This window comes from Rothia sp. HMSC068E02 (genome assembly GCF_001813565.1).
Taxonomy (GTDB): Bacteria; Actinomycetota; Actinomycetes; order Actinomycetales; family Micrococcaceae; genus Rothia.
The window spans coordinates 838,300-854,620 of record NZ_KV812882.1; the positions used below are offsets into that span (position 1 = coordinate 838,300).

Annotated in this window: 11 protein-coding genes; all 11 read left to right on the forward strand. The window is 62.2% G+C overall.

Annotated features, from left to right (window positions below; all coding sequences use genetic code 11):
• The first annotated feature begins 171 nt into the window (after positions 1-171).
• The 11 genes from HMPREF2919_RS04975 to HMPREF2919_RS05030 all read left to right on the forward strand — a co-directional run bounded on the left by HMPREF2919_RS04975 (position 172) and on the right by HMPREF2919_RS05030 (position 16,267).
• On the forward strand, positions 172-1,257 hold the full coding sequence (locus HMPREF2919_RS04975; protein WP_049353078.1) for a tRNA (adenine-N1)-methyltransferase: 1,086 nt from the start codon (positions 172-174) through the stop codon (positions 1,255-1,257).
• Between the two features lie 131 nt (positions 1,258-1,388).
• Complete coding sequence (arc, locus tag HMPREF2919_RS04980) at positions 1,389-3,215, forward strand: proteasome ATPase (RefSeq protein ID WP_070666579.1); 1,827 nt, start codon at positions 1,389-1,391, stop codon at positions 3,213-3,215.
• Between the two features lie 114 nt (positions 3,216-3,329).
• Positions 3,330-5,141, forward strand: a complete 1,812-nt coding sequence (gene dop / locus HMPREF2919_RS04985; protein ID WP_070666582.1) for a depupylase/deamidase Dop — start codon at positions 3,330-3,332, stop codon at positions 5,139-5,141.
• A gap of 188 nt (positions 5,142-5,329) precedes the next feature.
• Positions 5,330-5,524 (forward strand): ubiquitin-like protein Pup, encoded by a 195-nt coding sequence (locus tag HMPREF2919_RS04990; protein WP_005506016.1) that lies wholly within the window; start codon positions 5,330-5,332, stop codon positions 5,522-5,524.
• A 29-nt stretch (positions 5,525-5,553) separates the two neighbouring features.
• Positions 5,554-7,026 (forward strand): Pup--protein ligase, encoded by a 1,473-nt coding sequence (pafA, locus tag HMPREF2919_RS04995; protein WP_070543511.1) that lies wholly within the window; start codon positions 5,554-5,556, stop codon positions 7,024-7,026.
• A 147-nt stretch (positions 7,027-7,173) separates the two neighbouring features.
• On the forward strand, positions 7,174-8,226 hold the full coding sequence (locus HMPREF2919_RS05000; RefSeq protein ID WP_070666585.1) for an FKBP-type peptidyl-prolyl cis-trans isomerase: 1,053 nt from the start codon (positions 7,174-7,176) through the stop codon (positions 8,224-8,226).
• A gap of 114 nt (positions 8,227-8,340) precedes the next feature.
• Positions 8,341-8,736 carry an FKBP-type peptidyl-prolyl cis-trans isomerase gene (locus tag HMPREF2919_RS05005; protein ID WP_005508667.1) on the forward strand — a complete coding sequence of 132 codons (396 nt, stop codon included), beginning with the start codon at positions 8,341-8,343 and terminating at the stop codon, positions 8,734-8,736.
• Positions 8,737-8,974: 238 nt separating this feature from the next.
• Positions 8,975-11,248 (forward strand): WYL domain-containing transcriptional regulator, encoded by a 2,274-nt coding sequence (locus HMPREF2919_RS05010; protein WP_070666587.1) that lies wholly within the window; start codon positions 8,975-8,977, stop codon positions 11,246-11,248.
• Positions 11,249-11,685: 437 nt separating this feature from the next.
• Positions 11,686-11,931 (forward strand): Sec-independent protein translocase subunit TatA, encoded by a 246-nt coding sequence (gene tatA, locus HMPREF2919_RS05020; RefSeq protein WP_005506024.1) that lies wholly within the window; start codon positions 11,686-11,688, stop codon positions 11,929-11,931.
• Between the two features lie 133 nt (positions 11,932-12,064).
• Entirely contained in the window at positions 12,065-12,946 is an 882-nt protein-coding gene (gene tatC, locus HMPREF2919_RS05025) for a twin-arginine translocase subunit TatC (protein ID WP_070666591.1), read from the forward strand.
• 276 nt (positions 12,947-13,222) lie between these two features.
• Complete coding sequence (locus HMPREF2919_RS05030) at positions 13,223-16,267, forward strand: DEAD/DEAH box helicase (protein ID WP_070666594.1); 3,045 nt, start codon at positions 13,223-13,225, stop codon at positions 16,265-16,267.
• The last annotated feature ends 54 nt before the right edge of the window (positions 16,268-16,321 follow it).

A 16,321-nucleotide genomic window follows, 5' to 3' on the forward strand; every position in this document is an offset into this window, starting at 1 on the left:
CGGTGTAATAAAACCGGGCGGGGGAGCCGCCGCCTCATTATCACGCTTGCGGGGTAACACGCCACAGCCGATTTGCAGTCTCCGCTAAAATAGAAAAGGACTTTTTCCGTCCACAGTTCGCCGCAAAGCGCGAACAGCACAGACTGACCCAAACCCGAGGAGAATCACCCCGTGAGCAGCGGCACCCCCACCCCCACCGGCGCAATCAACCGCCGCGGCCCCTTCCGCCCCGGCGAGCGCGTCCAGATCACTGACGAACGCGGCCGCATCACCACCATTACCCTCGCCGAAGGCGGCGAATACCACTCCCACAAGGGCTTCCTCAAGCACGATGACCTCATCGGCGCACCCGAAGGCACCGTCATCGCCAACACTCACGGCATCCTCTACCAGGCGCTGCGCCCCCTCTACAAGGACTTCGTGCTCTCCATGCCGCGCGGCGCAGCCGTCGTCTACCCCAAGGACGCCGCCCAGATTATCGTCAAGGCTGACATCTTCCCCGGCGCGCGCGTCGTCGAGGCAGGCGTCGGTTCCGGTGCGCTGTCCATCGCCCTGCTACGTGCGGTCGGCGACTACGGTTGCGTGCACTCCTTCGAACGTCGCGAAGAGTTCGCAGACGTCGCCCGCGGCAACATTGAGACTATGTTCGGTGGCCCGCACCCGGCGTGGAAGCTGAGCATCGGCGACCTGCAGGACACCCTGCCGCAGGTTGAAGAGCCCGGCAGCGTCGACCGCGTCGTCCTCGACATGCTCGCACCCTGGGAGTGCCTGGACGCTGTGGCGGAGGCGCTCGCACCCGGCGGCGTGCTCATCTGCTACGTTGCGACCGTGACCCAGATGTCCCGCCTGGTTGAGGGCATGCGCCTGGACGGCCGCTTCACCGAACCCGAATGTGACGAGACCATTGTTCGCGGCTGGCACGTGGAGGGTCTGGCGGTCCGCCCCGACCACCGCATGGTTGCGCACACCGCGTTCCTGGTGGTTGCCCGTCGCCTGGCTGACGGTGCGGTGCGCCTGGCACCGAAGCGTCGCGCGTCCAAGACTGACTTCTCTGAAGAAGATATGAACGCGTGGATTCCCATGAATGTGGGCGAGCGTGAGGTGACCGATAAGAAGATCCGCCGCGCAGCCCGCGATGCGAAGAACCTTGCCGCTCACGCCGCACGCGCGAACGAGATTGCGCTGGAACAGAACGGTACCGCGCAAAACGACGCAGCTGCTGAAACTGACTCTGCGGCGACTGAGTCCGCCGAATAATTTGAACCACTGACCTGCGGGGGCACGGGCGTTGCCTGGAGCCCCCGCAGTGCATCCACCAGGCTACTCGCCTTACCCGACCACCCGCATCGAGTAGCCGCCGATCAGGACGAACAGCTAAAGGAGCTACCGTGTCCACCCACGAATCTGCAGATCAGGCAGGAACCCCCCAGTACGGCACCGCCCACAGTGCAGCCAGCGCGGCACCGCACTACTCGGCTGCTTTCGGGTCGACCTCCCTGCCCGGCAGTCAGCCCGTCAGCGCGCAGGAGTATGACGCCGTGCTGCGTCGACTCTCCGCGGCGGAGGCAACCCGCGACAATATGAGCCGACAGATTCGTGGTGCGGGGGAGAAGAACCGCAAGCTCGTTGAGGCAATCACCAGCATGCGCTACCAGGTGGAGCGTCTGCGCGCGTCCCTGTCGCAGAATGTTATGCCGCCGCTGAATTCGGCGATTGTGCTGGCGGTGCATGAGGGTCAGACCATGACCTACGAGCAGGTCGCTGATGATAAGACCCCCGCCGAGATTGATACGTACCTGGATGTTCAGGTGAGCGGCCGCATGATGCGTATTCCCGTGTCCCCGCTCATTGACCTGTCGACGCTGACCCCCGGCATGACGGTGCTCCTCAACGACAAGTCCGAGGCCGTGGTCGCCCTGGACACCGAGCCCTTTGGCGACGTGGTGACCGTGCGCGAGGTGCTCGACGGCGAGCGCGTGCTGGTCGATACCTCCTCGGGTGCTCAGCAGGTGGCGCGCGTGGCCGGTTCCCTGGATGTTGAGCAGTTGCGCACCGGCGACGCGGTGACCCTCGATACGCGCACCCGCATGATTACCTCGCAGGTGCCCGCCTCCCGCTCGCAGGAGCTGGTCCTGGAAGAGATTCCGGACGTCACCTACGAGCAGATTGGTGGCCTGGGCGCGCAGATTGAGCAGATTCGCGACGCGGTGGAGCTGCCCTACCTGCACCCCGAGATTTTCGAGCGCTACCACCTGGCACCGCCCAAGGGTATTCTGCTCTACGGTCCTCCCGGTAACGGTAAGACCATGATTGCTAAGGCCGTGGCGAACTCCCTGGCCGCCCGTGCCGCAGCGCTGAACCCGGGTTCGAATACCCGCGGCTACTTCTTGAACATTAAGGGCCCCGAGCTGCTGGATAAGTTCGTCGGTGAGACCGAGCGTCAGATTCGCGATATTTTCGTTGCCGCCCGTGAAAAGGCGGAGGCTGGCCACCCGGTCGTCGTGTTCTTTGACGAGATGGAGTCGCTGTTCCGTATGCGCGGTTCGGGTCGTTCCTCCGATATTGAGACGACCATCGTGCCGCAGCTGCTTGCCGAAATTGACGGTGTGGAGTCGCTGCAGAACGTCATCGTCATTGGTGCGACCAACCGTGAAGACCTCATCGATGCCGCCGTGATGCGCCCGGGCCGACTCGACCTGAAGATCCGCATTAACCGCCCGGACGCCGCCGGTGCGGCAGAGATTTTCGGCCTGTACCTGACCGAGGACCTGCCCCTGGACGCTGCGGAGGTGGCAGCCGCCGGCTCGACCCGCGCCGCCCTGACCGCGATGATTGCGGCGGCGGCAGGTCAGCTGTACGCGCGCACCCCCTCCACGGCGTACGCTGTGGCGACCGTGGATTCTTCCATGGTCGTTGGTTCTGGTGCGAGCGCGAACCTGTCCACTCACACGCTGTACCGCGGCGATTTCGCGTCGGGCGCGGTGATTCGCAATATTGTGGACCGCGCGAAGAAGGCCGCGATTAAGGAGCAGCTGCAGGCGCTGACCGCCGGTGCGGACGCCTCGAGCGTTGGTATTGGTACCCGCCACCTGCTGGAGGCGGTACGCGCCGAGTTTGAGGATCAGGTGGACTTGCCGCCGCTGCCCGATATTGAGGATGCGCTCACCGTTGCCGGTGTGCGTGGCCGCTTGGTGTCGGTGGAGCCGCCGCGCTAAACCCGCGCCCACTCAACCGTGCGCTCAGCCCACACCCCGCGCTTATCCCGCATCAACCCAGCATTACCGCAGGTCCAAAGCCTTTGGATGGTATAGATTTTTCAGGAGAACCCCATGAACTCCACCCCCAGCTACGGCGTGCACCGCATTATGGGTGCCGAAACCGAGTACGGCGTCATCGCCCCCTCCGCGCCGGGCACCAACCCGACCGTGCTGTCCGCACTGGTGGTCAACACCTACGCCAAGCTCGCCTTCCGCCGCGGCGCCGCCTTCCGCGAGGAGCTACAGCGCCGCGCCCTGGCGGATGAGCTGACCGCCGAGCAGGCACGCCAGGCAGAGAACTACTCGACCGCCACCCCCGAGGGTCAGTGGCTGGGCGAGTCCGAGTCGCCGCTGCGTGATGCGTTCGGTCAGGTTCAGGACGCATCCACCGCCCACTCGAGCCAGATGACGCACACCCGCACCGAGCTGACCAGCGAAGACATCGCCCTGGAGATTATGCGTGAGGCGGGCGTTCAGGCACCGGGTGAGCCCGCCGAGCCGCGGAGCGCCCTGGATGCGCTCGCCGGTGTGCACGGCCGCGGTGGTTTCCCGGAGCGTCTGGATTGGGACCGCGTGACCATGAACGCGATTCTGCCTAATGGTGCACGCCTGTATGTGGATCACGCGCATCCGGAGTATTCCTCGCCGGAGGTTCTGACCCCCGCCGACGCGGTGCTCTATGACGCTGCCGGTGACGCGCTGGCGTATGAGTCGCTGGTTGAGCTGGGCAACCACGCGCAGGATTTGCCGCAGGTGAAGCTGTACAAGAACAACACCGACTCGAAGGGCCAGTCGTACGGCGCCCACGAAAACTACCTGATCAGCCGTGATGTTCCGTTTGAGCAGGTTGCGGATGCGCTCCTGCCGTTCTTTGCGACCCGCGCTATTTTTACGGGTGCGGGCCGTGTGGGTATTGGTACGCACGGTGAGGTTCCGGGTTTTCAGATTAGTTCACGTGCTGATTTCTTTGAGCGCACGATTGGTCTGGAGACCACGATTCGCCGCCCGATTGTGAATACGCGCGATGAGCCGCATGCGGATGAGTCGAAGTACCGCCGCCTGCACGTGATTCCGGCGGATGCGAACCTGTCGCACTATTCGAACCTGTTGAAGTTTGGTACGGCGGCGCTGGTGATGAACCTGATTGAGTCGCACAGCGAGCAGGCTCCGGTGTTGCCGGGTGTGCGCCTGTCTGATCCGGTGGCGGCGATGCACGCGGTCAGCCACGATTTGTCGCTGTCGATTCAGCTGCCGTTAGCGCCGTCTTCGGCGACCCTGCCGAACCCGGTGTCCACGAGCGGTTCGGCGAGCGCCCTGCAGATTCAACGCGCCTACTATGAGGCATCCCGTGCGCACGAGGAGTCGAACCCGGCGGGTGTGGATGCTGCGACCGCGCAGATTCTCAACCTGTGGGGCGAGGTTCTGGATGCTCTGGAAACCAACCCGCTCTCGCTGGCGGATCGTCTGGATTGGGTGGCGAAGTATGCGCTGGTGCGCGGTTATGTCGCTCAGGGCGTAGATTATGCGAATCCGAAGTTGAAGGCGTTGGATTTGCAGTACGCTGATATTGACCCGTCGAAGAGCCTGTATCACCGTCTGGTGGCGCGTGGCCGTATGCGCACGCTGTTCTCTGCCGAGCAGATTGAGCGTGCGACAACTGAGCCGCCGCGTGAGACCCGCGCGTTTTTGCGTGGCACGTTGATGGCGCGTTGGCCGGAGGAGATTCTCGGTATTAACTGGGATACAGTGTCCTGCCGCGGCAGGTATTCGAAGAATCTGACTCGTTTTACGATGATGGAGCCGACCCGGTACGGTGCCGCCCAGGTGGAGCCGCTGCTGGATGAGGTGAACCATTCGGATGAGTTGCTGAACCGCCTGCGCTAGTAGCACCCCCCTAAACCCACATAAACTCACATTCTTCCCTGGGGCGAATACCCCCATTCGGAAGAGTAAAAACCACATAACCCACAGGTAGGGTGCAGGAAGGTCCGGGTACCAAACCCTTACACCCCGCACCCGACCCCACTAAAAACTTATTTGTCCACAACCGAAAACCCCTTGAGGAGAGAACCATGAGCCGCGAACGCATCAGCGCACAGCAGACCGAAACCACCGCAGCCGAGCAGGAGCAGGAACTGACCCTCGCCGCCTCCCACGTTGTCTCTGACGTGAGCGAGGTCGACGACCTGCTCGACGAAATTGACGGCCTGCTCGCTGAGAACGCTGAAGACTTCGTCACCGGCTTCGTCCAGAAGGGCGGCGAGTAACCGGCGCACCTGCGTGCCGGGTCAGCATCATGGAACACCGTATTTTCGGCATTGAAAGCGAATTCGGGCTCAGCTACGTCCCGCACGGGCTCGGTCGGCTGAGCATCGAAGAGTCCGCCGCCGCCCTTTTCAAGCCCGTCCTGGATCAGTGGCGTTCAACGAACGTCTTCCTGCCTAACGGCGGTAGGCTCTACCTTGATGTGGGTTCGCACCCCGAGTACGCCTCCGCCGAATGCGGCAGCATTGACGAACTACTCGCGCAGGAACGCGCCGGTGAGCTGCTGTTCGCTGATCTGGCGCGTACCGCCCGCAAGCGCCTGCTCGCAGGTTCGGAGGGCCGCCCCCTCGACGGTGAACTGTACCTGTTCAAGAACAACGTGGATTCGGCGGGCAACTCCTACGGCAGCCACGAGAACTACCTGATCAGCCGCAAACTGCAGTTCAACGACCTGATTGCCCAGCTCGTGCCGTTCCTGGTGACCCGCCAGATTCTGGTTGGTGCCGGTAAGACCCACCCGAATGGCGGCCCGGTGCCCGGTTCGACCGATCCGGCGTCCAGCACGGGTGTGCCTTCGTATTCGTTCTCGCAGCGTGCCGACCATATTTGGGAGGCGGCATCCACCTCAACCTCGCGCGCTCGCCCGCTCATTAACACGCGCGACGAGCCGCACGCGGACGCTTCGAAGTTCCGCCGCATGCACGTCATTAATGGCGACTCGAATATGGCGGAGCCGACGACCCTGCTGAAGATTGCCAGCACCGACCTGGTGTTGCGCATGCTGGAGGACCGCTTCCCGGTCACGAGCCTGGATATTGTGTCTGTTCCGGCGGCTCTGCGCGCTATCAGCCACGATCTGACCGGCACCGCGACCTTCGAGACCACGGACGGTAAGCACTACACGGCGTTGAGCGTTCAGCGCCACTACCTGGATGCGGCACGCCAGTACGTGCAGCAGTACGGCGCGCACCACCATCACGTGGAATACGCCCTGGACCTGTGGCAACGCACCCTGGACGCTATCGAGTCCGGCGACTACAGCAGCATTGATACTGAGATTGACTGGGCGATTAAGAAGAAGCTTCTGGATGCGTATATTGCCCGCGCCCGCGCGGCTGGTCAGCCTGCCGATTATGCGAGCGCCCGCATCCGTCAGCTGGATTTGGCGTACCACGACATCGACCCGGAGCGTAGCGTCTTCCACGCGCTGGTTCGTCGCGGTGCGGTCAAGCGCATCCTGCCCGAGGGTGCTGCGGAGGCGGCGAAGACTCAGCCGCCGAACACTCGCGCTCTGCAGCGTTCGCGTTTCATTAACGCGGCGGTTGCGGCGGGGGAGCAGTTCACCGTGGATTGGGTGCACTTGAAGCTCAACGCCTACCCGCAGCACACGCTGGTGTGTAAGGACCCGTTTGCTACTGGCAGCGAGGAGCTGGAGGAGGTGCTAAGCCTGTTGGCGTCTAAGGCGCGTCAGCATCAGGAGGCGGCATTCCCGCCGCCCTGCTAAAACCCCAGCTCACCCCGCGCCGCGACACAGCCTGAACACAGCTACGTGCCGTAGCATAAAACAGCTAAACCTATACCTGTAAACTGTTCTGTGGCACACGGGCACTCACACGCCCCACTCTCACAGAAAACCCCAGAGGATAACACTATGACCAAACGCTCTAAGCTCACTATTTTCGGTGCCAGCGCGGCAGCTCTCGCGCTTGCACTGTCCGCATGTGGCGCGCAGTCCAGCGGCGACCTGTCTAAGGTGCAGTACACCCTGAAGAACGCGACCGCTGAGCCTGAGGCGTCCTTCGCGACTCCCTTCGCCGCTTCTAGCCCCTCCGCGTACGTGATTGAGGAAGGCAACGGCGACTCCATCAATGATGGTGACTACGTGCTCGTTGAGGCTGCCGTGTTCAACGGCACCGACGGCAAGCTTAACGGTTCCACTTACTCCAGCGAGCCGATTCTGCTGCCGATTAACGATCAGCTGAAGCAGGCTGCACCGCAGGTGTACGAAACCCTGAAGAAGATTAAGGTTGGCGGTTCTTTCTCGTACACCACCAACGTTCTGCAGCAGCGCAGCACTGCGGGCGTGACCACTACGACCGCTTCGCCCGGTGCCGCAACTAACGTTGAGGTGTACACCGTGAAGACGAAGCTGCCCAAGTACGCAACCGGTAAGGCTGTTGAGGCTGACCCGTCGCTGCCGTCCTTCACTCTGGATGAGTCCACCGGCAAGGCTGATATTAAGCTGCCCGACACCAAGCAGGAATACACTGAGCTCGTCTCGAAGAACCTCATTGAGGGCGAGGGCGCCGAGGTCAAGGAAACCGATACCGTGTACGTGCGTTACATTGGCGTGCAGTACTCCGACGGTAAGGTCTTCGACGGCAACTATGACGCTTCCACCCCGATGGGCCTCTCCCTGCAGGGCGTTATCAAGGGCTGGACTCAGGGTCTGAAGGGCAAGAAGGTCGGCTCCCGCGTTGAGCTAGTCATCCCGGCGGATTTGGCGTACGGTAACGACACCGGCGGTTCCAAGCCTTCGGGCACTCTGGTGTTCGTTGTTGATATTCTGGGCGCGGAGGAGAACCCGCAGACCCTGCAGCGTGCTCAGGCGGCTTCTAGCGCGGCCGCTGCGGAGGCGAGCGCCTCGGCAACCGCTTCTGCGACCGCAACCCCGGCGGCTACCGCCTCGGCTACCGCACAGTAGCCCGGCAACCACATTTTTATATAGTGTTTTATACAGCGCTCGCCGCTTATATGACGTAGGCGGCGGGCGCACCCACTATTTCGATTCATTTCGAACCAATCAAAGGAGACACCCATGTCTTTCGGTCAGCGTAACCTCGACCGCGAAAAGCCCGAAATCGATTTCCCCGAGGGCGACGCCCCCACCGAGCTGGTCATCACCGACCTGATCGAGGGTGCAGGCGCTGAAGTTGTTCCCGGCTCCCGCGTGCTCACCCACTACGTTGGTGTGGCATTCTCCACCGGTGAAGAGTTTGACGCGTCCTGGAACCGTGGCGAGCCGCTGCCGTTCCAGGTGGGCGTTGGCCAGGTTATCCGCGGTTGGGATGAGGGTCTGCTCGGCATGAAGGTCGGCGGCCGTCGTCGCCTGGAGATTCCCGCCGACATGGCGTACGGTGACCGCGGCGCTGGTTCGGTCATTAAGCCCGGCGAGTCCCTGATTTTCGTGGTGGACCTGCTGGACGTCCGCTAAGGATTAGCAAGGTTCTCGCGTTTTTCGCGCTTCTCACGTAAGACGCGCAGAGACGCGCAGCCCGGTGCTTTCTCCCGATTGTGGGAGGGGCGCCGGGCTTTTGTGTATCAAGTTTTTGTACTGGGCTTTTTTGTACTGGGCTATCGGCGCGTCCGCGAAATTTTATACCCGCGCATTCTTCTCGCAGCCACCCCACACGCAAGTAAGTGCCGCGGAACACACACGGTATGATGGAATCATGTCCACCGCAGCCCAGCTTTACATGACTCTTCACCGCCTCTCCACCGCCGCCGAGGCACCCGATGCCGCAACCCGAACCCAGGGCATCAGCCGCAACGAGCTACTGACCCTGCTCGGTATTAGCACGCGCGCTAACGGCTCCCTCAGCGAGGCCCAGGAACGCGCCTTTGAACGAGCCAAGCAGACCCTGCGTGATGCCGGCGCGCGCATCACCCACGTGACCACTGACCTGGGGGAGCGCTACCGCCTCGAACCCAGCGACGCAGCTAAGCTACCCGCATGGAACCCCACCGCCGAGGATTTCCGCCTCATCAACACCATCCTGCGCGGCTGGGAAGGCACCGAACTGCAGGATGACGCCTACCGCATCCTGCGTAAGATTGCGCTGACCAGCGAGAACCTCACCGATGAGGCGCTCGCCGCCGCGAAGATCCTGGAGCCGAAGACCGGCAAGCGTCAGCGCGCGAAGAACCTGTACACCTACCGCGAGCCCCTTCAGCGCATTTACTTTAGCGATAACCCGCACCTGAATGAGCTGTTTACCGCCTATGCGGAGCGTAAGACGGTCACGTTCACCTATCAGACGGCTGCCGGTGCGACCCGCACGCAGGAGAAGGTCAGTGTTGCCGGTATTGGGTACCGTTACGGCACCTGGTATTTTGTCGGCTACTACACTGAGAGCTCGGAGCGTAAGGAGTACACGTTCCGTGCCAGCCGTATTCAGAAGCTCACGATGCTCTCACGTATCGATTCGACCCCCATCAACGCGACGTTCAACGCCAAGAACTGGCTTGAAGACATTAAGGGCTACGAAGAGAGCCTGATTGTTGCCGAGGTCAACGCCGATTCGACGTTGTCGGAGCCCTTCACCGTGCCCTCGTACGGCACGATTGATAGCGCTGTGGCGGCGACCAGCTACAGCTGCGTGATCGAGCCGCCCGAGGAATCGGAGGATGCCTCTACCCGCCAGCGTGACAGTTACGCCGCCCAGCAGCAGCTGTTGCGCACCCTCACCGACCTGCACAGTGGCACGGTCGAAGATCCCGGCACCTGGGCAGATATCAACCAGCGCAACCGTAACAACTCCCTCGACGACCTTGTGGACCTGCTCCTGGGTCTGCACCGTGCCGACCGCTGGGCGAGCGCCCACGATGAGGCGCCCATGCCGTTGAACCAGCTCAACGCCCTCTACAGCGTGGACACCGAGAAGAACCGTGCCCTCGGCAAAACCATTGCCGAGATTTTCGCGCAGGTAGACACCGTACCCTTCGAGTCTGATCCCAAGGACCCGGACGCCCTCAAGCCCACCTACATTAACCTGCTGCCGGACTTTGGCGGCGCCACCCCGAACACGCTGCTGAACTACGCGCGCCTTACTGACACTGAGCTCGCCATTCTCGTCTTCACCCTCTCTGCCGCAGATATTCTGCACCCGGCGGATGCGCGCCTGGGCAGTATCCGTGCGGCGCTCGCCGCCGCGTACCCGAACGCGCCTATCTATACGCAGCATCTGTGCTTCGCCCCGGAGGAGCCCCTACTGCAGGAGGCGACTGCCGCCCTGAGCAGCGGCAACGCCGTGACCATTGGTTACGGTGAGCGTGCCGCGGACCGCCTGGTGGACCCGTATGCGTTGGTGCTGCACCGCGACCACATGTATCTGCATGCGTGGTGCCGTACCGCTGAGGAACGCTACTATGCCGCGCGCGGTGAAGAGGTGCCCGAGTATGTGCCCGAGGCTTTTGCTCACCCCACCACCGGCGAGGCAGAGAACAGCGAAGTTGCAGACAGCGAGGCGGCGGACAATGAGGCAGGGGAGAAGACCCCCACTTTCTGGCGTAACTTCCGCCTCACCCGCATCAATCACATTCACGAGGCGGGCGCGGGTCGCGCCCACCCGGTCACCGGTGACACCGTCCCGCATTGGCACGCGCAGCAGCACAGCACTCAGACCAACCCGTTCGCTGAGTTGCGGATTCACCCGACCGAGCATATTCCCAGCGGTGAGCCGCTCGATACGCTCACCGCAACGTACATGCGCCGCAGCACCCACCACGTGAAGAAAGCTTCACGCACCCAGTACGTGCGCATCCACTACTACAACAACGCCCACGGTGCTGGCGATAAGAACATCCTCGACACCGTCATCGCGCACCGAGGTGCCCTCGAACTGGTCGGTCCCGCGCACCTGCGCGCGGCGTTGCTTGACCAGTTGCAAACCCTCAAAGCGAGCAGCCGCAGGTGTGCGCCCGCAGGTGCGCCCGCAGAAAAATAGAACTTCACCCACAAGCAAAAACACCCTAAAAACCCATCTAAGGCGCCAAAACATTAACCTAAAACTTGTATAATGGTGCTCATGTCTTGGTGGTTCTGGATTTTGCTATGGGGCGCGCTCATCATCTGCTCGCTCCTCTATTTGGCATGGTTCACCTACAAAGCACTCACTCGCGGTTTCACACTCCTTGACGAAACCGTAACCTGGGTCGAGTCAATCGAGGGACAATTCGACGCAGCGCAAGCGAACGCAAGCCGAAAACTCCCGCGAGACACCACCCTCGGGGTATTCACACCCATCACCGAGGCATACAATAACTACGAACAAGGTAAGCAGACACGCAGGTCTGAGCGGATCAAGCGACGGGTCTCCCGACGAGATCGACTCGGCCAACCTCAAAACATCGGAGACCTGCTCTAACAGAAAGGCACACCACCATGGGCCAGATTTTCAGCCACCCCGCGACCATCATCGTCGTTATCCTCCTCATCGTCCTGCTCTTCGGCGCACCCAAGCTGCCCGGCATGGCACGCAGCCTCGGCCAGTCCATGCGCATCTTCAAGACCGAAGTTGAGGGTCTGAAGAACGACTCCAAGAAGGACCCCCGCGAGAAGGACGGCGAAGAGGTCGTCACCGCTGAGGTCGTAGACAACGGCAAGGACGGCAAGACCGAAACCAAGTAACGGTCCCGCCACCGATGCACCAAACCCGTGCCAGCCCACCGGCCGGCACGGGTTTTGCGGCACCACCCCATAAACACCCCACCAGACCCCCTCAGCCGAATCACACACGGCACCGACACCCAGAGGACACCACGTGGCAACACCCGACCAGGACGTGCGCAACCGCAAAATCAATCCTGAAGCACGCATGGAACTCAAGGAACACCTGCGCGAATTCCGCGACCGCCTCATCAAAGCGGCTATCGCAACCGTCATCGCAGCCATCATCGGTACGGTCTTCCTCTACCAGCCTTTCATCGAAATGATCTCTGTGCCCCTGCAGCAGATCAACGCAGAAACCGGCCGCAACGCAAACCTGAACTACGGTAGCGTCGCATCTCCTTTCGACCAGCTGCTTAAGGTCGGTATGTACATCGGCTTGGTGATCGCCTCTCCCGTCTGGCTCTACCAGGCGCTGCGATTCCTGCTGCCGGCACTGCACACCAAGGAGAAGAGGTATCTCTTCGGCTTCCTCACCGCATCTATTTTCGCGTTTGCCTGCGGTGTCGCCATTTCGTACTTCACCCTCCCCGGCGTGGTCTACGCACTGCTGAAGTTCACCCCCCTCAACGACAGTAACTACATTGACGCGGGCGTGTACATCTCCTTCATCCTGAAGTTCGTTGTGACGTTCTCCTGCGCCTTCATCATCCCTGTGATTCTGGTCGGCATTAACATGCTGGGCCTGATTCGCGGTAAGACCATCCTGAAGTCTTGGCGCTGGGTTGTTGTGCTCGTTGCGGTTATCGCAGCGCTGACTGCACCCGGTAGCGACATCATGATGATGTTCGTGCTCATGGCGCCGCTGCTGATTTTCTTTTTCGCAGCAATCCTCATCTGCATGATTAACGACAAGCGCCGCGACCGCAAGCTTGCCAAGCTGGCGCAGGGTTCGGATGAAGCAAGCCTGAACACCGCAACCAGCAGTGAAGACCTGGCGAAGATGGGTTACTTCGAGGACGAGAAGACTTCCTAAATTGAATAGCTCGCTTTGAGCAACCTAACCGAAAGGGGCGGGGTACAGAGAACCTGTACCCTGCCCCTTTCGCATGTTCCGCAACAGCGTCCCGAGGCGCACAGACGAAGAGGCGCACAGACGAATTTTTACAGCGCCCGCCGGTACATCTCCACGAAAAACCGCGCCCCTTTCGCACGCCGCCGATGCGCTCGCTGTTCGCCCATACCGGATTAGTGCCCGTGCAGGGTGCTTTCTGAAGGCTCGCGGCGGGTGAACCGTTACACTGGACATACTATGAGCAAGCACCACGCACAGCACACATCCGACGCACACACTTCTAACTCTTCTAACGCACAGACCCCCGCGGAGCGCACCGACTACGCTGCCGCCTACGCCGCATCCCGAGAACGCGCCGCATACGCGAAGACCGCCCTCGGGGCTTTTGAGGCGTCCCTTGATTTTCCGCTGGATGATTTTCAGCGTCAGGCGTGTGCCGCTGTGGAGGCGGACCGCTCCGTCCTCGTTGCAGCGCCTACCGGTGCCGGTAAGACCATTGTGGGTGAGTTCGGTATCTACCTGGCGTTGCGCCGCGGCATGAAGGCGTTCTACACAACCCCTATTAAGGCGCTGAGCAACCAGAAGTACCACGACTTTGTGCGCGCGTACGGTGAGGATTACGTGGGTCTGCTCACCGGCGATACGAGCATTAACACGGAAGCACCCGTGGTCGTCATGACCACCGAGGTGCTGCGCAACATGCTCTACGCTAACTCGACCACGCTGACCGGCCTGGGCTATGTGGTCATGGATGAGGTGCACTACCTGGCGGACCGTTTCCGTGGCGCGGTGTGGGAAGAGGCGATTATTCACCTTCCCGAGCACGTGAACGTCATTTCTCTGTCGGCGACGGTGTCGAACGTTGAGGAGTTCGGCGCGTGGCTGGATACAGTGCGCGGCGGCACGGACATTATTGTTTCCGAGCACCGCCCGGTGCCCCTGTGGCAGCACATGATGGTTGGTCACCGCGTGGTGGACCTGTTCGTACCCGAAGACAACTCCGCGCAGGGTAAGAACCAGGAGCCGGAGGAGAAGCTCTCCCGCAAGCAGGCGAAGAAGGCACAGAAAGCTAAGCAGCGCGGCGCAACCGTAGAGGCGGGCGCCAACCCACTGCTTGCCGGTCTGCGTCTGAACCCGCAGCTGAAGGCGCTACGCCCCGGCTTCCGTTCCGCACCGGGCCGTGGACGCTACGGCGGCAAGCGTGAGCGTTTCCGTCACCGCCGTGAAGGCTGGCTCAATGAGACGTTCAGCAGCGGCGAGCGCGGCCGCTCGGACCGTCGTGACCGTTTCAGCAACGACCGGGACTTTGATGCGCGCGGTGAGCAGAAGCCTCTGCGCCCGCAGCGTATCACCCGCCCGGAGATGGTGCGCGCCCTCGATAAGCAGGGCCTGCTACCCGCAATCTGCTTTATCTTCTCCCGTGCCGGTTGCGACGGCGCGGTCAGCCACTGCGTATCCGCAGATATTACGCTGACCACCCCCGAACAGCAGCAGACCATCCGCGCCTACATTGCGGAAGCAACCGCTCACCTGGACACCCGCGACCTGAACACCCTCGGCTACTACGAGTGGCGTGACGGCCTCATTCGCGGTATCGCCGCGCACCACGCCGGCCTGCTACCCCTGTTCAAGGAGGTCGTCGAAACCCTCTTCGCACAGGGCCTGATTAAGCTGGTCTTCGCCACCGAAACCCTCGCCCTGGGTATCAACATGCCCGCACGCACCGTCATCCTGGAAAAGCTCACCAAATACAACGGCGAATCCCACGTGGACATCACCCCCGGCGAGTACACCCAGCTGACCGGACGCGCAGGCCGCCGCGGCATCGACATCGAAGGCCACGCCGTCGTCATGTGGCGCCCCGGCATGTCCCCGGAGCACGTGGCGACCCTCGCCTCAACCCGCACCTACCCGCTGAACTCCTCATTCCGCCCCACCTACAACATGGCGGCAAACCTCATCGCCTCCTACGGCGCCGAACGCACCCGCAAAATCCTGGAATCCTCCTTCGCACAGTTCCAAGCAGACAAGTCGGTCGTGGGCGTCGCCTCCCGCGTACGCAAAAACGAAAGCGCCCTCGAAGGCTACCGCGAAGCCATGGCATGCCACCTGGGCGACTTCACCGAATACGTGCAGCTCAGCCGCCAAATCGCCGAACTGGAAAAGAAGGCGTCCAAGAGCAACGAGCGTCACGCCCGCGCGCAAGCACACCACAGCATCCAGCAGCTGTTGCCCGGCGACATCATCTACATTCCGCACGGCCGCTCCCGCGGCTACGCGGTCGTGGTCACCCGCTCCGATTCGCACGCCGACCCGCGCATCGGCATCCTTACCGAGGACGCACACCAGCGCACCGCCTCAACCCGCGACTTCGAAGGCGCCGTCGAACCGGTCTCACGCATCAAAATCCCCAAGCGACTGAGCCTCAAAACCCCCAAGGAACGCCGCGACACCGCAAGCCGCATGCGTCAGGCGCTCTACGACGGCCGCGCCCCGCGTGCGCTCGCACAGCAGAACATCCCTGCACGCCAAAACAGCATCGACGCGCAGCTGGAGGCTCTGCAGGCTCAGCTGCGTAACCACCCGTGCCACGGCTGCTCCGACCGTGCAAACCACATGCGTTGGGCTGAACGCTGGCAGAAGCTCAACTCTGAAACCGAAGGGTTGCGCCGTCAGATTGCCCGCCGCACCAACACGATCGCTCAGGTCTTCAACCGCATTGCGCGTCTGCTGGAGAGCTACGGCTACGTCGAACGCACCGAGGATAACGAACTATCGCTAACCACCGGCGGACAGGCTCTACGCCGCATCTACGGCGAGCGTGACCTACTGACCGCCCTGTGCCTGGACGCGCACTTCCTCGACGGACTGGAACCCGCCGCCATCGCGGCAACCGTTGCCGCGCTGACCTACCAGGGCAAGCGCGACGCGGTGGAATACCTGGCTCACTACCCGCACCCGTCCCTGCGCGCACCCATCGCGACGATTACGCAGCGCCTCGCCGACCTGAACGCAGCCGAGGAACAGTTCAAGGTCAACCCGACCCCCGCATGCGACTTCGGCCTGGTTGAACCCATGTACGCCTGGGCGAACGGCGCGCACCTCGCAAAGGCAATCGAGGACACCGGCCTTGCCGCCGGCGACTTCGTACGTTGGGCAAAGCAGGTACTGGACGCCCTGGACCAAATCGCGCACATCCGCTCACTGGACCCGGTCATTCGAGCCCGCTGTGAAGAAGCGATTGAGGCGGTACGCCGCGGCGTAGTCGCCCTGGACGTCTAGCCCGCGCCTTAGCTACACCGTACATAGTGCTACACCGCGCCCGACCAGTTCGGG